22 protein-coding genes and 1 tRNA gene are annotated in these 21,119 nt (G+C 48.5%); 17 read left to right on the forward strand and 6 right to left on the reverse strand.

The genetic code is table 11. The features are described from left to right. Positions 1 to 14: 14 nt before the first annotated feature. From AK95_RS27205 to AK95_RS27215, 3 genes are read left to right on the forward strand one after another with little or no spacing between them, the layout of a single operon-like run. Positions 15 to 1,334 carry a glycoside hydrolase family 125 protein gene (locus AK95_RS27205; protein ID WP_071223034.1) on the forward strand — a complete coding sequence of 440 codons (1,320 nt, stop codon included), beginning with the start codon at positions 15 to 17 and terminating at the stop codon, positions 1,332 to 1,334. Then, entirely contained in the window at positions 1,331 to 4,471 is a 3,141-nt protein-coding gene (locus AK95_RS27210; RefSeq protein WP_071223035.1) for a beta-galactosidase, read from the forward strand. The genes AK95_RS27205 and AK95_RS27210 overlap by 4 nt, the downstream gene beginning before the upstream one ends. 22 nt (positions 4,472 to 4,493) lie before the next feature. Then, positions 4,494 to 7,226: an alpha-mannosidase gene (locus AK95_RS27215; RefSeq protein ID WP_071223036.1), complete on the forward strand. Its 2,733-nt coding sequence runs from the start codon at positions 4,494 to 4,496 to the stop codon at positions 7,224 to 7,226. Between the two features lie 167 nt (positions 7,227 to 7,393). Here the strand turns inward: AK95_RS27215 and AK95_RS34635 are convergent, their stop codons facing one another. Continuing rightward, positions 7,394 to 7,555: a hypothetical protein gene (locus tag AK95_RS34635; RefSeq protein ID WP_181469721.1), complete on the reverse strand. Its 162-nt coding sequence runs from the start codon at positions 7,553 to 7,555 to the stop codon at positions 7,394 to 7,396. A gap of 103 nt (positions 7,556 to 7,658) precedes the next feature. Between AK95_RS34635 and AK95_RS27220 the strand changes: the two genes are divergently transcribed. Both AK95_RS27220 and AK95_RS27225 read left to right on the forward strand, forming a co-directional pair. After that, positions 7,659 to 8,099, forward strand: coding sequence for a hypothetical protein (locus AK95_RS27220; RefSeq protein WP_071223037.1), 441 nt, complete (start codon positions 7,659 to 7,661; stop codon positions 8,097 to 8,099). Positions 8,100 to 8,128: 29 nt separating this feature from the next. Continuing rightward, entirely contained in the window at positions 8,129 to 8,512 is a 384-nt protein-coding gene (locus AK95_RS27225) for a VOC family protein (RefSeq protein WP_071223038.1), read from the forward strand. A 54-nt stretch (positions 8,513 to 8,566) separates the two neighbouring features. Here the strand turns inward: AK95_RS27225 and AK95_RS27230 are convergent, their stop codons facing one another. Beyond that, on the reverse strand, positions 8,567 to 9,070 hold the full coding sequence (locus tag AK95_RS27230; RefSeq protein WP_339296657.1) for a L,D-transpeptidase: 504 nt from the start codon (positions 9,068 to 9,070) through the stop codon (positions 8,567 to 8,569). 285 nt (positions 9,071 to 9,355) lie between these two features. Here AK95_RS27230 and AK95_RS27240 point away from each other — a divergent pair, with 285 nt between their 5' ends. The 8 genes from AK95_RS27240 to AK95_RS33685 all read left to right on the forward strand — a co-directional run bounded on the left by AK95_RS27240 (position 9,356) and on the right by AK95_RS33685 (position 15,158). After that, positions 9,356 to 9,982 (forward strand): TetR/AcrR family transcriptional regulator, encoded by a 627-nt coding sequence (locus tag AK95_RS27240; protein ID WP_071223041.1) that lies wholly within the window; start codon positions 9,356 to 9,358, stop codon positions 9,980 to 9,982. Between the two features lie 21 nt (positions 9,983 to 10,003). Next, positions 10,004 to 10,543, forward strand: coding sequence for a GNAT family N-acetyltransferase (locus AK95_RS27245; protein ID WP_071223042.1), 540 nt, complete (start codon positions 10,004 to 10,006; stop codon positions 10,541 to 10,543). 63 nt (positions 10,544 to 10,606) lie between these two features. Beyond that, positions 10,607 to 11,392, forward strand: coding sequence for an ABC transporter ATP-binding protein (locus AK95_RS27250; protein WP_071223043.1), 786 nt, complete (start codon positions 10,607 to 10,609; stop codon positions 11,390 to 11,392). A gap of 1 nt (position 11,393) precedes the next feature. Then, positions 11,394 to 11,990 (forward strand): hypothetical protein, encoded by a 597-nt coding sequence (locus tag AK95_RS35000; protein ID WP_235613233.1) that lies wholly within the window; start codon positions 11,394 to 11,396, stop codon positions 11,988 to 11,990. Next, positions 11,938 to 13,026, forward strand: a complete 1,089-nt coding sequence (locus AK95_RS27255) for a hypothetical protein (RefSeq protein WP_235613234.1) — start codon at positions 11,938 to 11,940, stop codon at positions 13,024 to 13,026. The genes AK95_RS35000 and AK95_RS27255 overlap by 53 nt, the downstream gene beginning before the upstream one ends. A gap of 846 nt (positions 13,027 to 13,872) precedes the next feature. Beyond that, positions 13,873 to 14,556 carry a hypothetical protein gene (locus tag AK95_RS27260; protein WP_071223044.1) on the forward strand — a complete coding sequence of 228 codons (684 nt, stop codon included), beginning with the start codon at positions 13,873 to 13,875 and terminating at the stop codon, positions 14,554 to 14,556. Next, entirely contained in the window at positions 14,492 to 15,034 is a 543-nt protein-coding gene (locus AK95_RS27265; RefSeq protein ID WP_083397739.1) for an accessory gene regulator ArgB-like protein, read from the forward strand. Before AK95_RS27260 ends, AK95_RS27265 begins: the two co-directional genes overlap by 65 nt. Beyond that, positions 15,018 to 15,158 carry a cyclic lactone autoinducer peptide gene (locus tag AK95_RS33685; protein ID WP_074961962.1) on the forward strand — a complete coding sequence of 47 codons (141 nt, stop codon included), beginning with the start codon at positions 15,018 to 15,020 and terminating at the stop codon, positions 15,156 to 15,158. Before AK95_RS27265 ends, AK95_RS33685 begins: the two co-directional genes overlap by 17 nt. A 324-nt stretch (positions 15,159 to 15,482) precedes the next feature. Here AK95_RS33685 and AK95_RS27270 read toward each other — a convergent pair. Then, a tRNA-Val gene (locus AK95_RS27270) sits at positions 15,483 to 15,555 on the reverse strand. A 135-nt stretch (positions 15,556 to 15,690) separates the two neighbouring features. Here AK95_RS27270 and AK95_RS27275 point away from each other — a divergent pair. Both AK95_RS27275 and AK95_RS27280 read left to right on the forward strand, forming a co-directional pair. Continuing rightward, positions 15,691 to 15,954, forward strand: a complete 264-nt coding sequence (locus AK95_RS27275; protein WP_071223045.1) for a hypothetical protein — start codon at positions 15,691 to 15,693, stop codon at positions 15,952 to 15,954. Positions 15,955 to 16,304: 350 nt separating this feature from the next. Next, positions 16,305 to 16,748 carry a GNAT family N-acetyltransferase gene (locus AK95_RS27280; protein WP_071223046.1) on the forward strand — a complete coding sequence of 148 codons (444 nt, stop codon included), beginning with the start codon at positions 16,305 to 16,307 and terminating at the stop codon, positions 16,746 to 16,748. Positions 16,749 to 16,836: 88 nt separating this feature from the next. Here the strand turns inward: AK95_RS27280 and AK95_RS27285 are convergent, their stop codons facing one another. Both AK95_RS27285 and AK95_RS27290 read right to left on the reverse strand, forming a co-directional pair. Continuing rightward, positions 16,837 to 17,070 carry a DUF3892 domain-containing protein gene (locus AK95_RS27285; RefSeq protein WP_071223047.1) on the reverse strand — a complete coding sequence of 78 codons (234 nt, stop codon included), beginning with the start codon at positions 17,068 to 17,070 and terminating at the stop codon, positions 16,837 to 16,839. A gap of 62 nt (positions 17,071 to 17,132) precedes the next feature. Next, positions 17,133 to 17,870 carry an MBL fold metallo-hydrolase gene (locus AK95_RS27290; RefSeq protein WP_071223048.1) on the reverse strand — a complete coding sequence of 246 codons (738 nt, stop codon included), beginning with the start codon at positions 17,868 to 17,870 and terminating at the stop codon, positions 17,133 to 17,135. A 251-nt stretch (positions 17,871 to 18,121) separates the two neighbouring features. Between AK95_RS27290 and AK95_RS27295 the strand changes: the two genes are divergently transcribed. Together AK95_RS27295 and AK95_RS27300 are read left to right on the forward strand one after the other, a co-directional pair. After that, a complete protein-coding gene (locus AK95_RS27295) occupies positions 18,122 to 18,676 on the forward strand; it encodes a copper amine oxidase (protein ID WP_071223073.1) in 555 nt (184 codons plus the stop codon). 94 nt (positions 18,677 to 18,770) lie between these two features. Further along, entirely contained in the window at positions 18,771 to 19,094 is a 324-nt protein-coding gene (locus AK95_RS27300) for a DUF1292 domain-containing protein (protein ID WP_071223049.1), read from the forward strand. A gap of 66 nt (positions 19,095 to 19,160) precedes the next feature. On the opposite strand, the gene AK95_RS27305 is transcribed toward AK95_RS27300, so the two are convergent. Continuing rightward, positions 19,161 to 20,636 carry an aminotransferase class I/II-fold pyridoxal phosphate-dependent enzyme gene (locus tag AK95_RS27305; RefSeq protein ID WP_071223050.1) on the reverse strand — a complete coding sequence of 492 codons (1,476 nt, stop codon included), beginning with the start codon at positions 20,634 to 20,636 and terminating at the stop codon, positions 19,161 to 19,163. Positions 20,637 to 21,119: the final 483 nt, after the last annotated feature.

Genomic DNA, 21,119 nt, shown 5'->3' on the forward strand with positions numbered 1-21,119 from the left:
GAGCCAGAACAACCATGGAACAATTCAGACTCCCAAAAATACCAATGCCGGAGCTTGAGCTGCCGCAATCGATTCAGGCGGTTCTGCAAGAGGCTGAAGAAAAGCTTGCGCACCGTCCAAAGCTGCTTCAGCTGTTCAAGAACACGTTCCCGAACACGCTGGAGACAACAACCAAACTGATGGAGGATGGCACGACATTTGTGATTACCGGTGATATCCCGGCCATGTGGCTGCGCGATTCGGTAGAACAGGTGGTCCATTACATTCCGTTTGCGAAGAATGATCCGCAGCTGCAGCGGATTTTAAGCGGATTGATCAAACGCCATTTTCAATATATTCATATCGATCCTTATGCCAACGCCTTTAATGAATCGGCGAATGACTGGCACTGGAACACAACCGACGAAACCGAAATGTCCCCATGGGTATGGGAGCGCAAGTTTGAGATTGATTCCCTGTGCTTCTCCGTTCGCTTGGCCTACCTGTACTGGAAGGAAACCGGTCTTACGGATGTGTTTGACGCCAACTTCAAGTCGGCTATGATCAAAATCATCGAGCTGTTTAAAACCGAGCAGCACCATTTCGAGAAATCGCCTTACCGTTTCACGCGGGATAACGGAATTCCAACGGATTCCTTGCGCAATAACGGGCTCGGCATGCCGGTAAATTATACGGGCATGATCTGGTCCGGCTTCCGTTCAAGCGATGACGCTTGCGACTTCCACTACAATATTCCGGGCAACATGTTCGCCGTTGTCGCCCTGCGTCAAATGCAGGAATTCGCGGAATGGGTGTTCCGGGATATGAAGCTGCTCGATGAGCTGAAACGACTCGAAGCCGACGTGGATCACGGGATTCAGTTGTACGGCATCTACCGCCATCCGGAGTTTGGACCGATCTACGCCTATGAAACAGACGGTTACGGGAATCACTGCTTGATGGATGATGCGGGAACCCCTGGACTCATGTCCATCCCTTATCTGGGGTATTGCTCTGCAGATGATCCGATCTATCAAAACACCAGACGGTTTGCGCTCAGCAAAGAGAATCCTTTCTACTACGAGGGCGCTGTTGCCAAAGGAATCGGCAGTCCGCATACACCGCCGGATTACATCTGGCACATGGCCTTGTCCATGCAGGGAATTACGGCACAGACGGCCGAAGAGAAGCTGGAGATGATTGCGCTGCTGGAAGCGACCGATGCAGATACCGGCTTTATGCATGAAGGCTTCCATGCCGACGATCCAAAAGTCTTTACTAGATCTTGGTTTGCCTGGTCCAACAGCCTCTTCTCGCAATTGGTGTATCAGGCGATGAAAGCAGGGATTCTATGAGCGGGCGTCTGATTGTATTCTACGATCCGTCCTTTCCGGCAGCAGAAGCTGCCGGTTTGCCGGCTAGCGCGGCGGCCCTGCATGCATTCGATGTGGTGTGCAGCGCAGACAATTTGGCTGAAGCACTGATATCAGCAGGAGGACAAGGCGCAAGCTTTGTCAATTTGCATGCGCCTTATTTCCCGAAATCAGCCTGGAGAGCGATTTTGGATTTTCTGAGAAATGGCGGCGGCCTGGTCAGCGTTGGTGGCGCACCCTTCAAGCGTCCTGTCCGTATGGAGGATGGCGCTTGGGTGGTGGAGCACGAACAGACGGCATATCACCAGCAGCTTCACATACATGAAGCGCTGCCAGTAGACAGCGGACGCGTCGACCATTTGACTGCAAGTGACGTTATTCCGCTTATGGAGAGTTGCCGTGAGCGGTTATCCGTCCGCGATACGTGGAACCTGGTTCCGCATGTCACCAAAAGCAGTGACCTGCCGCATCAGATGGGATCGGCCGGGCCAATGGATACACGGATTTATCCGCTCCTTAAGGGGACCACGGCGAAGGGAAGAGAAGTCACGGCTCCTGCCGTTCTGTGGGAAAACGTCGGCGGACCTTTCTTGGGCGGACGCTGGATGTTTGTGAATCAGCCTCTCTCAACCTCTTTCTGGGAACAGGATGGAGGAGAAGAGGTACGGCGCTGGGCGGCATTCTGCGCAAAAGGCATCACCGAGCTGTGGATCAAGCCGAATTATGCGGCCTACGAGTCCGGCGAGCGCGCGATTCTGACCCTGCAGGCACAACGTCTTGGCCGGAGCTTACCCGTACAAGAGCCGCAGAGCTGGACATTCTGCATCTCCGTCAAACACGACCAAGATGAGTCCTTATCCTGGCATCATTCCGAGACGGTGGATGTGACCGGACAATTTCATGTACAGCGTATTCCGGTTAAGCTGGATATCAAGCCGGGATCCTATCGGGTCGTATGTGAAGCTGAAGGACCGGATGGAGAAATCCGGCGGCTGAGACAAGGGTTCTGGGGAACAGATTCCGAGCTTTTGCAGGCGGGAACGCCTGTAACCTGCAATCGGGATTACTTCATCAAGGATGGCCGCCCGCTGCCTGTTGTCGGGATGACTTATATGACCTCCGATGTAGCGCGTAAGTTCCTGTTCCTTCCGAACACGGATGTATGGGACCGCGATATGGCACAGATGCGTAATGCGGGCATCAACTGGATTCGTACCGGTATCTGGACCGCATACCGCAATATTATGCAGGTGGACGGTCATGCATCCGAAGAGGTTTTGCGTTCGATTGACGCCTTCCTGTTAACGGCGAAGAAGCATGATTTGCAGGTGACATTCACGTTCTTCTCCTTCACACCGGAGACTTGGGAAGGTCAAAATCCTTACCTCGATCCGCGAAGTGTGGAAGCGCAGAAGCGTTTCATACGTTCCATCATTAGTAGACATAAAAATACGAAGAATGTGGACTGGGATCTGATTAACGAGCCATCCATGTTTGATCCGCCGCAGATATTCTCGGACGGACCGCGTTCCGCGAAGGATCCATTCGAGAAACAAGCTTATATCGACTGGCTGAAAAAGCGCCATGGTTCGATTGAGCGTCTGCAGGAACGCTGGAATATGACAGCCGATCAGCTGCCGGGTTTTGACTCCGTGGTTCCACCGGAGCCTCAAGTCATTAATTTTGACGTTCAAGACATGCATCAAGGGAAAAAAGGCACCCAATGGCTTGATTACGCACTGTTCTCCATGGACATGCATAACCGCTGGGCCAAGGAATTATATGACGATATTAAAGAAGTATGCCCGGATCATATGGTTACCGTTGGACAGGACGAGGCGCTTGGCGCACAGCGTCCATCTCCGTTCTTCTATGCCGAAGCCGTAGACTATACGACGGTCCACTCCTGGTGGTTCAACGACTATTTGATCTGGGACGGCATCTTTGCCAAAACGCCGGATAAACCGAACCTGATTCAGGAAACGGGCATCATGTACGTGGAGACACCGGATGGCCGGGCGAAGCGAAGCGAAGCCGAGCTGCGGAATTTGCTGGAGCGCAAGTATGCTTACGCTTTCTCCACAGGGGGCGCAGGAGCCATTCATTGGATCTGGAACACGAATTTCTACATGGACAATGCCAATGAATCGCATATCGGAGCTGTCCGCGCTGACGGCACGGAGAAACCGGAAGCGGATGTATCGTATGATTTCGGCGCTTTCATGGAAGGCATCCGGGATATGTTTACAGGCCGGAAGCTGGAAGAGACCGCGGTCATTTTCCCTTATTCGAACGATTTCTCGAACCGGAAGCTCGCTTTTGAAGCAACGACCAAGGCGACGCGCGCGCTTGCTTACGAGCTGAATGTGCCGTTCCGCGCTGTCGGGGAATATGATTTAAGCTCGCTGCGTAACCATCCGGTGAAGTTCATCATTCTGCCGAGCGCGCATAATGTAGATGACCAGGCGTTTGCCGAGTTGATGGATATCGTGAAGGAAACGGGAGCTACGCTGCTTCTGACAGGTCCTATCGGTCTGGATGCATATTGGCATCAGGTCGATCGAATGACCGAGGAGCTGGGCGAGCGGAAGCTGGCGAATGTTCGCCGGGAAGAAAGCTTGCGCATTGGGGATCGTGCATGGTCTGCATCGTATGGCCATCGGAAGATTGCCGAGCTGAGCAAAGAAATTCCGGCAGGCAGCGGGGCGAAACCGGCTGATGTGGCCGGCGACTCTATCGTGGATGTGAAGCTTGGAGCAGGGCGTCTTCTCTGGAGCCCGCTTCCCGTAGAATTGAATGATCGAATCGACACCATTTCGGCTTTATATCGGTATGCATTGGAGCTGTCCGCTGCCGACACTGGACTGATCTGGAATCAAGGCGGAGAACATTCCGGCGTATATGGGCGCAAGGTAACGTTTGAAGAAGGAGCTCTCTTCGTATTCGGCTCGGAGCAATCGTGGGACACGAACGTTGAGGTAAAGGATCCTTCCACAGGCCTCATCTATTCATTCGTGCTGGAAGCGGATCGTTCGGTCTTGTTTGCAGTAGATGCGAGCGGTGACCTGTTATCGGTGTACCGTCCGGATGAGGTCGAAATCACGGTATCGAAGGGCTAACATAAGGGGGACTAAGCAAACGATGGATCAATCCAGAAAAGCACATATTATTTCGCATACTCACTGGGACCGCGAGTGGTATTTACCGTATGAAAAGCACCATGTGCGGCTGATCGAGCTCATGGACAGCTTGCTTGAGACGATGGAGAAGGACTCGGAGTACCGCAGCTTTTTCCTTGATGGCCAGACGATTATTATCGAAGATTATTTGCAGGTGAGACCCGAGAAGAAAGAGCAGCTTGAGAAGCTGATCACGGATGGACGCATTATTATCGGTCCATGGTACATTCTGCAGGATGCCTACCTGACAAGCAGTGAAGCCAACGTGAGAAATATGCAGATCGGACACCAGGATGCCGAGCGATACGGCACAGTTGCCAAAATCGGTTATTTCCCCGATACATTCGGACTTACAGGCCAAATACCGCAGTTGATGCTGCAGTCCGGCATCGATAATGCCTTCTTCGGCCGGGGCGTGAAGCCAACGGGCTTTAACAATACCGTCTCCGACAGCGGCTATGAGTCCTCATTCTCAGAGCTGATGTGGGAAGGTCCGGACGGCTCCAAGGTGCTGGGCATCCTGTTTGCCAACTGGTACAGTAACGGTAACGAGGTTCCCGTTGATGAAGCGGAAGCGAAGGCATTCTGGGACCGCAAGCTGGCGGATGCCGAGAAGTATGCTTCCACGCCTGAGCTGCTCTATATGAACGGGTGTGACCATCAGCCGATACAGACCGATCTTCCGGAAGGCATCCGTACAGCGAAGAAGCTGTATCCGGATACGGAGTTTATTCATTCCAATTTTGACGATTACCTGACAGCCGTTCGGGAGAAGCTGCCGCAGGATCTTTCCTCCGTAAAAGGAGAGCTGCGCAGTCAGCGTACCGATGGATGGGGAACGCTCGTTAATACCGCTTCGGCACGCGTGTACCTGAAGCAGATGAACCAGCGCGGCCAGACCTTACTCGAAAAAGTGGCCGAACCGCTTGCATCCTACGCGAGCCTGCTGGGTAAGGAGTATCCGCATCATCTGTTCACCTACGCGTGGAAGACACTGATGCAGAATCATCCGCATGACAGCATCTGCGGCTGCAGCGTGGACGAAGTTCACCGCGAAATGGTTACCCGCTTTGAGAAAAGCGCACACGTGGCCGAAAATATCGTGGACGACAGTGTTCGCGTCATTGCAGATGCCGTTGACACGAGCGCCTTCGAGCAATGGGGATCCGATCCGCTGCCGCTTGTTGTATTCAATACGACGGGTTGGAGCCGCAGCGGTACGGTCAGCATCGAGCTGGACGCGAAACGGCTCTATTTCCGGGAAGGTTACTCTTTGGAGGAAACCAGCCGCCGGATGAAGGAAATCGACTTGTCCGGCCGCGTGCTGGTTAACGCTCAAGGACAAGCTGTACCTTGCACCGTTGAGGATCTGGGTCTTCAGTTCGGCTACGATCTGCCGGACGACCGTTTCCGCCAGCCGTATATGTGCCGTCGTGTGAGACTCACCTTCGAGGCAAGCGCAATTCCTGCAATGGGATTGACTGCTTATGCTTGGGTGAAGAGTGAAGTGAAGCCTACTGAGGTTGAATCCTTAATCAGCAATGCCAATGTGATGGAGAATGAGCTGATCAAGGTTGAGATCCAGGGGGACGGTTCCTTCTGCTTGACGGATAAAAAGAACGGACAAGTATACCGCGATCTGGGCGTCTATGAAAATACCGGAGATATCGGTAACGAATATATGTACAAACAGCCGGATGGCGAAGCGGCCTTGACCACGAAAGGCCAAACCGCCCAAATTTCGGTTCTGGAAGATACGCCTTACCGCGCAGCCATTGAAATCGTTCATAACTGGTCCATTCCGGCTATGGCTGACAGCAAGCTGGATGAAGAGCAGCATGAGCTTGTATATTATCCAAACCGCAAAGCGCAAAGATCGAGCGAGATGGTGCCCATGCGCATTCGTACCGTGGTCAGTCTGAACCGCAGCGGCAAAGGCGTGGAGATTGAAGCGACGGTGGATAATCAGGCGAAGGATCATCGGGTGCGTGCATTGTTCCCAACGGATCTGCAGGCATCGTCACACAACGTGGATTCCATGTTTGAGGTTGCAACGCGGGATAACGAACCTGCTGCCGAATGGGAGAACCCGAGTTATACGGCTCACCAACAGGCTTTCGTTGACGTTACGACGGCTACTGCAGGGTTAACGGTAGCCAACCAAGGCTTGAATGAATATGAAGTCCTGCGTGACGGCCGGAATACCATCGCCGTTACATTGCTTCGTTCCGTAGGCGAGCTCGGTGATTGGGGGTACTTCCCTACACCTGAGGCTCAGTGCATCGGCGTTCATACCGTACGTATGGAGGTCATTCCGCATCAGGGAGACGGCATGAAGTCAGGTGCATACGCTGAGGCTTACCAGTTCCAAATTCCATGGACGGTTGCACAGACCGGAGTCCATGCCGGCACCGTTGCATCGACTTCCGCACCGCTTGAATGGAGCCATGAAGAGCTTGCGTTCTCTTCCCTGAAAGTGAATCCTAAGACCGGAGATCTGATGCTGCGCTGGTTCAATATGGCGGGCACGGATACAGAACTGAAGCTGAAATCTTCTCTACCTTCCCGGGGCGTTTATAAGAGCTCTATTCTGGAGGTAGAGGGAACGGTTCAAAGCTTTGATGATCAAGAAAGCTTCACACTGCCGGTTAAACCTCACGAAATCGTGACACTCGGCGTTAAAGTTTCGGTCTAGTAAGCATTTATTAGATACCGCTGGGAATATGAGCTCCCGGTCCAGCAAGGCCCGATTCCGAGTTACAGGGATCGGGCTTTGCTGTCTTGCATAATGAAATGAAAAAGCTGCTCTCCCTTGGCCACAGTGGACGGTTGGAGGGCAGCTCTTTATTTTACTCGGCTTGATTATTGATTCTTCTCTTGGGTCTGGTCTTTCTCGTAAGCAATCAGGGTGATATCTTTGCCAGTAAGCTCGGCAATTTTGGTCTCAGCATCTTCAATCGCTTTCAAGGTACCTTCATTCCCATTGAGTGAGGCAATTTTATATTCCTCCGAATGGATGTCCATGGTTAACTCCCCCTTAGATGGTTGATTCAAATATAATGTATAAGTTATCCTATACAAGATGGTTACATACCTTTATTCAAAGAAATGGAAGGAGAGTCTTGGAATGAAATACTTTTTGATGATTGTCACTGCAATGGTCGTTTCGATGACTTTGAATTCCACAGCAGCCGTGGAGAAGAGTGAGGTTAATGTAACTGGCTCATCGGAACAAATACAACCCGAGGAAAAAGCAGCAAATAGTAAGCCTGTGCAATGGAGCGAGGGATTTGTTGTATGGAGTGGTGGAAACTCTTACAAAGTATTGAAGCATGCCGTGCTTCCTTCTTTTAAAGCCGGAACCAAGCTTGGAGAAGTGAGCCGCGAGATCGATCATGCGGACGTTGCGGATCATCGTGCTCCAGAGGGAGTACACTTGGAAGATGGAGATAGCAGTTTACCTGTCGGAACGGCCATCTATCAGTTGGCTGGGGCGCCTGCTGACAAGGTGCTCTTGGTTGAAATGGATGGACAATATTATAAAGCTGTAAGACAATATGAACGATGATGGATTCCGTTTATGAGTGGGTGTGAATCATGATTCAATTTGAAAGACTGCACCATGTCAGCTTGGCCGTACGAAATTTGGAGACAGCGAAGGCGTTTTACTCGGAGGTGCTGAGGTTTCAGGAGCTGCCGCGACCGCCGTTTGCCTCCAAGGGTGTCTGGTACGCTGTCGGAGACCAGCAGCTTCATCTGCTGGAGCATCCCATCAGTGATACGCTGCGGGAGCGCGGAATCGATACGACGGACGGGCATTTCTCGATCTGGGTGAAAAGTTACCGCGAGACGAAGGAATGGCTGGACCGAATGAACGTCGAGTATGTGGCTAATCCCGACAGCGTTGCCGGCTTTGCCCAGATTTTCGTGCTGGATCCCGACCGCAATATTATTGAATTCGGAGCGGACTATGGATCGTAAACGCCAAATTTTAAAAAAGCCAGACACATGAATGTGTTTGGCTTTTTTGCGCTCTTATTTTTGGATGAGGACGGGGGTATTCATTTTCACTTTGTCGTAGAGCCAGCGCACGTCTTTATTATGCATCCGTATGCAACCTGCCGACACGTATTTTCCGATCGAGTTGGCGTTGTTGTTTCCATGAATGGCGTACGCGTAGCTAACTCTGCCGTTTACTTTCACATTAATGCCGAGCCAGCGGTCCCCTAGCGGATTCCGCGGGTCTCCTCCCTTGATGCCTTCCTTGTAGTAAGGTCTGTTTTTCACTTTTTCGTGGATTTTGAACAGGCCTTCTGGCGTATAGGAGGGCTTTTTGCCTGTAGCGACGGGAAACGTTTTAATGACCTTGCCTTTTTCATAATACGTCAGTTTGTTGGTGGATTTATCAATGACGATAAACTGTGCGTACTTGCTGTACTTACTGTCCAGCTTCTGTCCGGAAGCGCCATGGGATACGACGGGGAAAAAGAAAACCAGCAGTAAGGTGAAGATCAGGATGCGGCTGATGCCCTTAATGATGTCCGATCACCTCTTTTCGTTCTCCCCCATATATATGCAGCTATTCGCGAATGTTGACGGAAATGTGCATAAGCGGAAAAATAGAACAAGTTGTTTTCAAAGAGGAATATAAGGAGAGGAGGGGATTCCTTCAAGAGGCTTTTCGTGTTGAACACGGATGCCGCTTGAAAACGACACCAGTGTCGTTTATGATAAAATAAGTCTAAAACGACAATCATGTCGTTTATGTTAAGGTGAATTTTGTGGAATCTGTATTCATGTTAAAGGGCGGGAGAGGGATGACTTATGTGTCCACGGGTTAGCGAGGAATACAAACAGGAGAAGAAGCATGAAATATTGAGGGCGGCCAGGCGCGTTTTTATCAGAAAGGGCTATACCCGCACTGTGATGCAGGACATTATGGATGAAGCGGGCATGTCCCGCGGAGCCGTGTATGCGTATTTTGATAATGTGGAGCATGTATTTATAGAGGTCCTGCGTTTTGACGACCAAGAGACGCTCCGTTTTTTTGAACCGGATCCGCAATATCCGATATGGAATCAGTTGATGGACTGGGTTCAGAAACAGCAGGGTGATCTATCGCTAATCCGGCATTCGCTTGTATTGGCCAGGGCGGAATTTATCCTGTCTTCCTCTTATGTTCATGCCAGGAAGAATTATCCCTATATAACCGAACGATATCAACTGACTGTTGAGACCATGGGACGGGTCATTCGGAAAGGTCAGGAGCAAGGGGAGTTTCGGCCCCGATTGGAACCGGAAGCCATCGCGCGATATATGATCTCGTTTCTGAACGGACTCATGCTGGATACCTTCCATCTCGGACCGACGATGACTTGTGTACCGGAGCAGTTGGAAACGTTCATCCAATCTCTCTGCATAATGTTAGATCCGATATCAATAGAAACATGATTATGGAAAGGGTGCTTGTTGATGCTATTTAATTCTGCTAGATTGACATGTCGAAAAATGACGATGAATGACGCAGAGCTTTATCATACCTGGCGTAATGATCTCGAAGTGATGCAATCCACCAGTCCTTGCCTGGATGCTTATCAACTGGAGGAAACAAAGGACTTCGTTCAGCATGTGATCCTGGGCTCTTCCTCCTCGAAGAGCTATCTGATCCTGTTGAAGGATACCGGCAGACCGATCGGCATCATGTCATTGATTCATATCGATACCAAGAACCGGAATGCGGAGTGCATCATCGACATTGGCGAAAAGACTTCTTGGGGCAAAGGGTACGGCTTTGAAGCGATGACGCTTTTGCTCGATTATGCTTTTTTGGAAATGAATCTGCACAGGGTAAGCTTGCGAGTATTTTCCTTCAACCTTAAAGCGATCAAGCTGTATGAAAAAATCGGATTTGTCCACGAAGGCAGCTCCAGGCAGAGCTTGTACCGGAATGGCGACTGGCATGACATCGTGCATATGGGGATATTGCAGAGCGAGTATGCGTCAAAAGGTTGATTTTCACCTACTTCCATAATAAGGTAGGTATGTGAAGTCAATGAGGGAATGGAGAATCATATCATGTCCGAAAATGAAGTGTTATGGATTCAAGACCTGCGCATGAAATATGATAATCGTTACGTGCTGAACGGTATCGACTTGGAGGTACGCCGGGGCGAGATGATTGGATATATCGGTCCGAACGGAGCGGGGAAGAGCACGACGGTCAAGATCATGCTCGGGCTGGTTGAGGGGTACACGGGGACAGTCCGCATATTCGGTCAGGATATTTCCGATGGGAATATCGATTATAAACGTAGAATTGGATATGTCCCCGAGGTGGCCGAATTGTACGATCAGTTAACGGCTGCCGAGTATTTGACCTTTATAGGCGAGTTGTACGGACTTACATATGATGCAGCGGATGATAAGGCGAAGCAATTAATGGAATGTTTTGACATGGAAAAGGCCTATCACTCCCGGATCGCTACGTTTTCAAAAGGAATGCGGCAAAAGGTGCTGCTGATCTCGAGCCTGCTGCATGACCCTGATCTGTTGTTTCTGGATGAACCCTTAAGCGGGCTGGATGCGAACAGCGTGATGGTGGTCAAGGAAGTATTGGCTCAGCTCTCGGCCCAGGGCAAGACGATTTTTTATTCCTCACATATTATGGACGTCGTTGAGAAAATCAGCAGCCGGATCATCCTGCTTGCTGACAGCCGGGTAGTGGCGGACGGAACGTTCAAAGAATTACAACAGCATTCTCATGAGGGGTCCCTGGAAGAAGTGTTTAATCAGCTGACGGGGTTCCATGACCATGCCCGTATTGCGGAACGGTTCGTATCGATCGTTCGGGAGGGAAGTTGATATGGGGGGATCGGAATCATCGTTTCGAATGCTGAAGATACTGGATCGCTTTCAGGGAATTATTTCGAGAATGGGTGTCGACTATGCAACCCTGCGCCGGATCCTCCATGTCAAATTGCTGATGGATTCGAGGCGTGCACCTGTCATATTATCTTCAAGCAACAGGAAGAAAGAAGAAGAGCAGGACAAGAACCTGTTTGTCAGCTCCCTCTGGCTGTACGGCTTAATCGGGCTTGTCCTAACGCCGTTTGTGTTCTGGAGCGATCCGGAATATTTAATGCCGATGAGCATCCTGTCTGCGATCCTCATGTTCTTGATCATGAGCTCCATGATTTCAGATTTCTCTTCCGTGCTGCTTGATGTGCGCGACCGCAGCATTTTGATGACAAAGCCGATCGACGGTCGTACGGTCGGGTTGGCGAGATCGATTCATGCTGGAATTTACTTGCTGCTGCTTACCGGCGCTCTCAGCAGGCTCACTGGTCGTAGGATTGATCAAGCATGGCGTGCTGTTCTTTCTGATCTATATCCTGGAGTTAATTCTGATGAATATGCTCATTCTGGTGAGCACTTCCTTGGTTTATCTGTTGCTGCTTAAGTATTGGGATGGAGAGAAACTGAAGGATCTGATCAATTATGTACAGATTGGACTTTCCGCCGCGCTGGCCATTGGCTATCAGTTTGTGATTCGTTCCTTTGATCTGATTGATTTCAATTTGGTATTTACGCCGGCCTGGTGGCAGATTCTGCTTCCGCCAGTGTGGTTTGCGGCTCCGTATGAGTGGTTGTTTGGCGAGGGGAGCGGGTGGCTGACCGTACTCTCGTTGCTGGCTGTACTCGTACCGATTGTGCTTATGATCGTTTATGTCCGTTATATTCCTTCTTTCGAGCAGCATCTGGAGAAGCTGGCTCACAGCGAAGCGGGAAAAGGGCGGGAGCGCGGGCGCTTGGACAGATTCTTGGCCAAATTGGTATGCCGGTCGCGCACGGAGCAGGCTTGTTTCCGATTATCTGCCAGCATGCTGAAGAATGAGAGAGAGTTTAAGCTTAAAGTGTATCCAACACTCGGATTGTCCGTGTTACTGCCTTATTTATTTTTTGTCTCCACAATCCGCAACTCCTCATTGGCCGAAATCAGCCAGGGATCGTCGTACTATGTACTGCACACGATGCTCATTATGATTGTAACGGTCGTCATGATGCTGAAATTCTCCGGCAAGCCCAAAGCCTTCTGGCTGTTTGGCGCAGCCCCGATGCCAAGCATGAATCCGTTATACCTAGGGGCGTTAAAGGCTTTTGCGGTCAAAATGTTCCTGCCGCTCTTCACTGTGAATGCGGTCATATTCCTGATTCTGTTCGGAAGCCGGATTATCCCGGATGTTCTCATCGTATTCCTTACCGGCTTGGTGTTGATTCCTTTATCAGCCAAGGCAATTCTGCGCACTCCACCGTTCTCTCAGGCGTTTAATATGGCTCAGCAGAAAGACGGCTGGTGGGTGCTGCTATTCTTTATTGTAGTGGGCGGATTATGGGGTTTGCATTATGCAAGCAGCACCATTCCCTATGGCATGTTAGCATATATCCTCACGCTGCTCGTTGCGAATGGTTTGGCATGGACCAAGCTGTATAAGTGAATCGGGGAATGACAGGAAGAGCAGGGGAAGATGAAGCGGGTTACGCTAAGAGGATAAAATTTGGATCAGTTGCCGGGTATAGAACCTTACCGGGTGCAGGGTTATGTGAATTAGATCGGGCAGAGCGGAAGGATCAAGGCTAATTCCCCAGTCTCCTTCGCTCCACCCGGATAGCATGGATGGAGGCCTGGGTGCTTCCAAATTATAGGTTTCCCGTAATCGATTTGGATGCCTTTTCTTTCATTTTTTAGATTGTAAACGGTTGAACAGGAACGTAGGTTCGTATATAATAGAGATATAGCAAATAAACTTCCTATTTCACCCTTCACTTCATAGATCCATGATGGATTCCCCCACTTATGTATTTAATTACCTGTTGTTATGCCCTCCGGGCCTTATATAATCAACTTAGATGATGTCAGGATGTTAATATAGTAGGAACTGAGTTTATTCTGGCTTAGTCATTTTCGCAAGGTCGTGGATTCTTGATAACTAGTGCTTAATTTTCGTTTGGTATATGGATTGAACGTCAGCGATTTAATTCGTTTTGGTGTATACGAAGTTCTAAGCTGTTCTTTTTTAGAATTTTTGGCCAAACCGGAGACATAAACGACGTTAATGTTTTTACATTTTCCATCACAGTTTCCAGACATATAAGAAGTGGCAGGCGCCATCGGAATTGACCTCAAGAACATGCATCATTTAGGACGACTCGATAGAAACTGAGGGTCTGTCGGTATACCGTTTATTTATGGACGTTATAACCATCAGTGTAATCAGGATAAATCGAGAAGTGGCGTAGTACACATTTAACCATTTCTTATGGTGTAGGGAGGAAATCTTTGAATGGAAGTTATTTGGTTTATGTTGTTTTCAACATTTGAAACACTGGCTATTTATTCGCTAATCATGACGTTGCTTAGATTCAAGACGACAGAGTACATAGGGCAGGCGTTGATTGTCATGATCCTTGCCAACTTACAAAGTTTTATCATGCGCAACGAACTTCAATTGGATTTTCTAGCCCCTCTCATCACCGTGCTGATCTTCGTTTTCTTATTTTCAGCCATTATTAAGATCCCGGTTATCTGGTCGGCGATCTGCACCATTCTGGGTTATATGTTTTATGCGTTAATTCAAACGGCATATCTGACAACGATATTCGGATCGATCGACTCCATTCAGACCGATCATGCCAATGGTTATATTCTTCAAATCCTCTCAGGTGCGACAGGACTATTGATATCCTGGATTATGTACAGGTTTGGTATTGGGTTTAAGTACGATCTGGAAAAGCTGCGCATTAAATTTGAACATGTTCTATTGATCACGTTGATTATCGTGGTGTTGATATTAATTGCAATTCTATTTTACCTTAATCGTTTATGGCTGCACCTTCTCTTCTTTGGAATAACATTTGGAATCTTCTTGTATTATGCCATCAATACAGAGGAGCGGGAATCTTATGATCATAGAAGGCTTGTCAAAGCGGATAGCGGAGGGGATCAAACGCCAGGTACCCGACCATAAGTCCTCTGTTTCTGTTCTGAAACATGCGATCACCATCATTTTAAACGTATTGTGTATTGTGGTCTTCACGCTGCTTATCTCTATTTTTACAGGTAACATGAAGCAGGCTGTGATAGCTTTGGTGGGTTTTGCGGTACTAAGGCAATTTTCCGGAGGATATCATCTTAAGACGGGGGCAGGCTGTATTGCATTCACGACAGCGCTATTCACTCTGGTGTCTTTTGCGGATATGGGGAATGCAGGCATTCTCGTAATTACTGCTCTCAGTCTGTCGCTGGTGATGCTGTTCGCTCCCAGCCGAATTGAGAAGCAGTCCCGAATACCGAGGAAGCATTACGCAAAACTTCGCTTGATTAGCTGTTTCATCGTGATATTTAACTTTGGACTCCAGTCCCCAACATTGGCTGTCATATTTTTGGTCCAGGCTATCAGTTTAATACGCTGGAAAGGAGGACAAGCTCATGTTATGGATCCATAGGATTAGACATCGGTTGTTTTCGTTTATCGCATCTGCTCTGACGTTGGTAGCTGTTTTTGTAGTTAATACTGCAAGTCCCGTTTTTGTATACAGCGGAGAGACGCCGGAAGAACTGTTAAAGTAAGTCTTGATCCTTCGTAAGGGGACTGGGGTACTTAAAGATAATGGTATAAATAAAGATGAATATGTAGGTTATGATTTCCGGCACCTTTCTGGGTACCGGTTTTTTTGTATGGATAAGTGGAAGTCAAGCCTGGAATGGTGTCGTTGATCTTCGATAAAGATACACAACATTCGGGATCAGTGGATCCGGGCAACGTACCTGGAGACGGGGAAACCCGACTTTGTCCCCCCAATTCGTCCCCTTTGGGTGAAATTCAGCTAGCTAATCTAAAGAAGGAAAAAAGAAAAAACCCTTGATGCCAATGGCATCAAGGGTTTACGGTTATGATCTGTAGTGGGCTCGAACCACTGACCCCTACCCTGTCAAGATAGTGCTCTCCCAGCTGAGCTAACAGATCATGAAATATTTAAAAAGGTAATTCATATATTACCAGCAGACAATGCGACTGTCAATGGTTTTCTCGTTATAAAAAATCACATTCCGGTTCAGACTAAATACAGCATGTATTTGCCAGTGGAGGAGCGTGAATGGTATGGCAGGTGGGAAATCCCATCATTTCAAACGAGCCGGACTGGTGCTCTCGTTGCTGGGGGTAACTGTACTGGGCAGCGGTTGCAGTATCCCGGAGAGAACGTCGGTGCAGCTGGAGCCGCTCCATGGATCAGCAGCGCCCGTAATGCTCGATGTTTACGGCCGTTCTGTAGATCAGGACGTGTATTCCAAGCAGGGAAGCGGGGCACTGGAGCCGGTACCGCCGATGGATTCGGTGGACACATTACGTGATCTCCAACCATAAAGGGGTGCAGCAACGAATCCGTAACAGATCAGTCGTAAGAATGTCTGTATCCATTGCTTGAATAACGAGCAGAACAAACCGTCGGCTGGCAGGTTGGCGGTTTGCTGTAAAACGGCCGAGGTTATTCCTCATCCCATTTGCGGGAATAACCTTTTTTAATCGCCCAAAAGATAGGGTAGATGATAACGGCTGAGATGATAACAGCCCAAAATATCGTGGCTCCCATGCCCATAAAGGCCATGCTCCTTTCAAGAAAACGTTAGCTTATACTATACAGGAAAACGATTATTTTGTATAATATCTCGATCTGCGATATCACTAGAATTGATTCTACATAAAGAGGTGTTGAAATGGCAGCAGAAATCATAAATGTATCAACCGAAGAGCAATTGCAGCAGGCGCTGGATATCCGGAAGGATGTTTTCGTGCTTGAACAGAAGGTGCCGATTGACCTGGAGATCGATGAGTACGATCGTCTGGAATCCGATGCGTTTCATGTCCTGATCAAATCGGAAGGTCAATACGCGGCAACCGGACGTATCACCTATTACAATAAAGACTCCGCCAAAATGCAGCGAATTGCGGTGCGTAAGCCATTCCGCTCCAAAGGGATAGGGCGTGTGCTGATGATGGCATTGGAAGCGCAGGCGCGTGAATTGAAGCTGCAGTATTCTGTACTGGATGCACAGGTGCAAGCGGAGGCATTTTATCGCAAGCTTGGGTATGAGACCATTTCGGACGAGCCGTTTGATGATGCGGGCATTCCCCACGTTCGTATGAAAAAGGAACTGTAGGCTTCTTACCATATTAAGGTGCTAATGATCCTCACTGTTTAAAAGAAAAGACCTCGAGTATCGACTCGAGGTCTTTTTAGTCATGATTTTAAAAGTTTGGCAAATTGTCCAGGTTGTTGCTTGGATCGCCATCCGCATTGGAGCGAAGATGTTCGTCTCCGTCACGTCCACGGAATACGTTCAGGTTTTTGATCTCTTTATTCTTGGCCATTTGTTGCGCTGTCTTGTAGTCAACGACACTGCCGTTATCCAGCTTAAGTTCGATGATGTCGCCATCTCCGTTTTTACGGACGCCTACGACTTCTTGTTGTGTATTATCCATATGAATCGCCTCCCGGCATTAGTGTTCCCGGGAAACCTCATAAACTATTCATCTATACTGAACTACCATTCGTATACCCGCTGCTGCTCCACAAATTCCATGATGCCGGTCTTTCCAATGAAAGCTTCGACCTCATCGCTGTAATGCATGAGATAGGTGCGCTCCTGAATTTCTTGTGGTAGGCTAAGCAGCTGATCCAGTGTCGTATGAACCTCGCCAGGGCCTTGCAGCTGACATTCATGCAGAATCACTTCACAATCCCGCTCATTCACCAATTGGTTGAGCAGTATAGGGTCGAATACCATGTCAGCACTGTAAAAAATCCGATCATTCAGATAAAGCGAATAGCTGTCCTTGCCGGGAATATGCTGCGTATGAATCAGTTCTACCGAGATGCCGGATGAAATATGGGTCTTCACTCCCGGTTTCAGAGGGTGTACGTCAAATACATCATGCAGGGAGGAGATATGTCCCTGTTGATATAAGCCGCCTTTGAGGGTGTGCTCCCATATCGGTTCCACCAGCGTCTCGGCAATATAGAGTGGGAGCTTACGGTTGTATTTCATTTTCATAATAAAAGCCAGCTCCTCAAGTCCGCCTACATGGTCAGCATGAATGTGAGTGATAAGCACAGCATCCATATCGTTAAAGGTCTTATTCAGCTGATGAAGTGCCATTGGAGCGGTGATGCCGCAGTCAATGAGAAGTGTGAAATTCCCGTCATGGACCAGTGCGTTATTGTTATAGTAGTTCTTGGCAAACGCACTGCCGGTGCCAAGCATTTGCAATTTTAGTGTCAATGGATGAAACCTCCTGATGAAATGAAGTGTAGTCCCCGTATGCTAATGTATATTTTAACGAATTCCATGTCGATTTACACGGATTATATGATCGAATCGGGGCCGAAATGCATTATAATTCGTGATAGGACCAATCGTTACGCACGAGGAAAAAATTTTACCACAAAGTGCAAAATTGTCCGCAACTTGTTTTTTGACATGTAGTATACACATATAACAACAAGATGAGCCAATGGAGGGAAATGATTATTATGAAATGGAAAAAAGTGATGGCATGTATGCTAGTGCTCTCTTTAATGGGTGGCAGCACCCTTTTGTTCGCAGATTCCGTTAATGAGCGTGTCCGTGTCTGGCTGAACGGTCATGAATTGAAGGATGGCGGATATTTAATTGATGGCAAAACCTATGTGCCGGTTCGGGAATTTGACGGCGCTGTGGATTGGAATCCCGCGAATGGACAAGTTCAAATCATCAAGCCGAACGTGCATATTTTTCTGTTTAAAGGAGATACTGTATTCGGCAACGTGAACAAGGGGAAGCTGAAATTCAATGTTTTTAGCCAGGTTGACAGCTTAAACAACGATATTCATTCCGTGAAAGTAGCGATTGAGGATCCTTCGGGCAATATCAAGGACATTCAATCCCAGGAAGTGAAGGACCGCAAGGATAACTTCTGGTTCCGAACCTATGATTTCACATATGATTTCAAAACGGCGGGAAAATACTCGGTGGGCTTTTATGTAAAAGTCAAATCGGAGGACGGTTTTGTGAAAGTTGCGGAGAAAGTGATTACTGCCCTAAATTAAGGGGCCCTAAGGCACTTGGCAGAAATTGACCTGAAGAAGCTATCCGTGATACGATACGAAAGTATGATAATTTAACCGAAGTGAGGTTTTTTCAATGAGTGAACACAAACATGAACACGGAGATGCTTGCGGCTGCGGTCACGATCATGACCACGACCACGAACATGAAGAGTTTGTGCTGACATTGACGGATGAAGAAGGAAAAGAAGTAGAGATGGTTCTTGTGGAGACATTTGATGTCGGCGAGAAGCTTTACGCGCTTTTGCTTGAACGCGAAAATCCGGAAGCGGACGGCGTCATTCTACGTATGGAAGAAGAGAACGAGGAAATGGTTCTTTACAATATTGAGGACGAAGAAGAATGGAATGAAGTAGAGGCGGTTTACAACGAACTGGTCGCTGCTGCAAACCAGGAATAAGACTCCAAAGCAATAAACCCGGTGCGAACCATTCGCACCGGGTTTATTGTGTTTACAGCTGACGTTTTAGAATATAGGATCCGTTTCCACGATGACTTTAACATTTTGGATGCTGCGGTCCTCGGGGCCTTTAACCGGAAGGCCTACTTCGACATGATCGATAATGTAATCGATGTTCTCCTGGGAAATAACTTCGCCCGGAAGCAGGATCGGAATCCCTGGCGGGTAGACATAGATGAATTCGGCAATAATGCGCCCTGCCGATTCCTTGAAAGGCACTACTTCCGTATCTCCGTAAAATGCATCGCGAGGGATCAGCGACAACTGCGGAATTTCCGGAGTTTTCACAACCAGCTCGTTAATCTCATTCACATGCATGTATTGATTGGAAAGCTCACGGAGCGCTGTCAGCAAAATATCGATGGTCTCCCGATTGTCCCCCGGTGTAATGAGGCACAGAATATTGTACATATCACTGAGCTCCACCTCAATATTGTAGTGATCCCGCAGCCAGTTCTCGGTTTCATATCCCGTAATGCCGAGGTGGCGCACATGGATCGTCAATTTGGTTGGATCATAGGAGTACGTCGCTTCCCCGCCTAATATTTCTTTTCCAAAGCTGTACAAACCTTCGATTTTATTGACTTCATCACGTGCATATTGCGCCAACTCAATCGTCCTTGCAGCCATTTCGCGTCCATGCAGCGCCAAACTGCGGCGTGAAGTATCAAGCGATGCCAGCAGGATGTAAGAGGTGGAGGTTGTAGTCAGCATGCTGATAATCGTCTGTACGCGATAAGGATTGATGTATCCGTTCTTGGTATTCACGTTCAGCACGGAGCTCTGCGTCATCGAGCCGCCGAGTTTGTGGACGCTGGTCGCGGCCATATCGGCCCCCGCTTCCATGGCCGACATCGGGAGCTCTTCATGAAAATGGATCAATACACCGTGCGCCTCATCCACGAGAACGGGCACATTGTAGCTGTGAGCCAAATCCACGATTTCCTTCAGATTGGCGCTTACCCCGAAGTATGTCGGGTTAATGACCAGTACGGCTTTGGCGTCAGGGTGACGTTTTAATGCTTTCCGGACCGAGCTGATGGTGATTCCGTGATCGATTCCGACATTGGAATCCTGGGCAGGCGATACGAATACAGGCTTGGCCCCGGTGAAAATGATGGCGGAAAGCACGGATTTGTGGACGTTGCGCGGTACGATGATTTTATCGCCAGGCGAACATACCGACATGATCATGGTCATGATCGCTCCGCTTGTCCCTTGGACACTGAAGTAGGTGTGATCGGCACCGAATGCGTCGGCGGCCAGCTTTTGGGCTTCCTCGATGACGCCTGTAGGCTGATGCAAATCATCCAGCGGCGCAATATTAATCAAATCTATAGAAAAGGCGTTATCCCCTATAAATTCCCGAAATTCGGCGTCGGTGCCGAGGCCCTTCTTATGTCCCGGAATGTGAAATTGCACGGGGTTTTTGGCCGCATGTTCTTTAAGTGCGGTGAAGAGCGGTGTACGACTGTGGTCCATGGACGTTGTCACAACCTTTCCTTATGTTTATTTTGTTATGATTTGTTGATTTCTGTTTTTATATAAACAAAATTGAGTATAGCAAAATAGGGGGGGAATGCAAGGAGATTAAACGTCTTTTTTTGCTATGTCCCATAACGCTTCAAACTTTAGACATATTAAGGAGGAGCAACAAAGATCTTCATCGTTCCTTCATTAAAATATCATCCATAAAAAAACGTCTATCGACGTACTTTCTCAGAAGACAGACCGCGGTTAAAGGAAGTTTTTCTTGCGATTACGGAATTGTTCAGCTTCGCTGAAAATTTATAAATTCTATAATCTTAAAAAAAGAGCTGCAATGGTATTATCCCCTGATGGTAGACAGTGAAAAAAGAGGACATGTTACAATGAACTCAAACACTGGATACCGGAGGGGATTTTTGTTATGCCAGCGAAGAAAGGTCAAACTTTTAATCGATATAGTGAAGAAACGAAGAAAGC

Origin of the sequence: Paenibacillus sp. LC231 (assembly GCF_001860525.1) — a bacterium.
In the GTDB taxonomy this organism is placed as follows: Bacteria; Bacillota; Bacilli; order Paenibacillales; family Paenibacillaceae; genus Paenibacillus_AQ.

Coding starts and splice junctions, on each gene's coding strand:
- AK95_RS27295 (WP_071223073.1), top strand. CDS start 18,122: ATGAAATGGAAAAAAGTGATGGCATGTATGCTAGTGCTCTCTTTAATG.
- AK95_RS35000 (WP_235613233.1), top strand. CDS start 11,394: ATGGGGGGATCGGAATCATCGTTTCGAATGCTGAAGATACTGGATCGC.
- AK95_RS27225 (WP_071223038.1), top strand. CDS start 8,129: ATGATTCAATTTGAAAGACTGCACCATGTCAGCTTGGCCGTACGAAAT.
- AK95_RS27285 (WP_071223047.1), bottom strand. CDS start 17,070: ATGGATAATACACAACAAGAAGTCGTAGGCGTCCGTAAAAACGGAGAT.
- AK95_RS27240 (WP_071223041.1), top strand. CDS start 9,356: ATGTGTCCACGGGTTAGCGAGGAATACAAACAGGAGAAGAAGCATGAA.
- AK95_RS27245 (WP_071223042.1), top strand. CDS start 10,004: ATGCTATTTAATTCTGCTAGATTGACATGTCGAAAAATGACGATGAAT.
- AK95_RS27305 (WP_071223050.1), bottom strand. CDS start 20,636: ATGGACCACAGTCGTACACCGCTCTTCACCGCACTTAAAGAACATGCG.
- AK95_RS27280 (WP_071223046.1), top strand. CDS start 16,305: ATGGCAGCAGAAATCATAAATGTATCAACCGAAGAGCAATTGCAGCAG.
- AK95_RS27300 (WP_071223049.1), top strand. CDS start 18,771: ATGAGTGAACACAAACATGAACACGGAGATGCTTGCGGCTGCGGTCAC.
- AK95_RS33685 (WP_074961962.1), top strand. CDS start 15,018: ATGTTATGGATCCATAGGATTAGACATCGGTTGTTTTCGTTTATCGCA.
- AK95_RS27210 (WP_071223035.1), top strand. CDS start 1,331: ATGAGCGGGCGTCTGATTGTATTCTACGATCCGTCCTTTCCGGCAGCA.
- AK95_RS27275 (WP_071223045.1), top strand. CDS start 15,691: ATGGCAGGTGGGAAATCCCATCATTTCAAACGAGCCGGACTGGTGCTC.
- AK95_RS27205 (WP_071223034.1), top strand. CDS start 15: ATGGAACAATTCAGACTCCCAAAAATACCAATGCCGGAGCTTGAGCTG.
- AK95_RS27265 (WP_083397739.1), top strand. CDS start 14,492: ATGATCATAGAAGGCTTGTCAAAGCGGATAGCGGAGGGGATCAAACGC.
- AK95_RS27255 (WP_235613234.1), top strand. CDS start 11,938: ATGAATATGCTCATTCTGGTGAGCACTTCCTTGGTTTATCTGTTGCTG.
- AK95_RS27215 (WP_071223036.1), top strand. CDS start 4,494: ATGGATCAATCCAGAAAAGCACATATTATTTCGCATACTCACTGGGAC.
- AK95_RS34635 (WP_181469721.1), bottom strand. CDS start 7,555: ATGGACATCCATTCGGAGGAATATAAAATTGCCTCACTCAATGGGAAT.
- AK95_RS27250 (WP_071223043.1), top strand. CDS start 10,607: ATGTCCGAAAATGAAGTGTTATGGATTCAAGACCTGCGCATGAAATAT.
- AK95_RS27260 (WP_071223044.1), top strand. CDS start 13,873: ATGGAAGTTATTTGGTTTATGTTGTTTTCAACATTTGAAACACTGGCT.
- AK95_RS27220 (WP_071223037.1), top strand. CDS start 7,659: ATGAAATACTTTTTGATGATTGTCACTGCAATGGTCGTTTCGATGACT.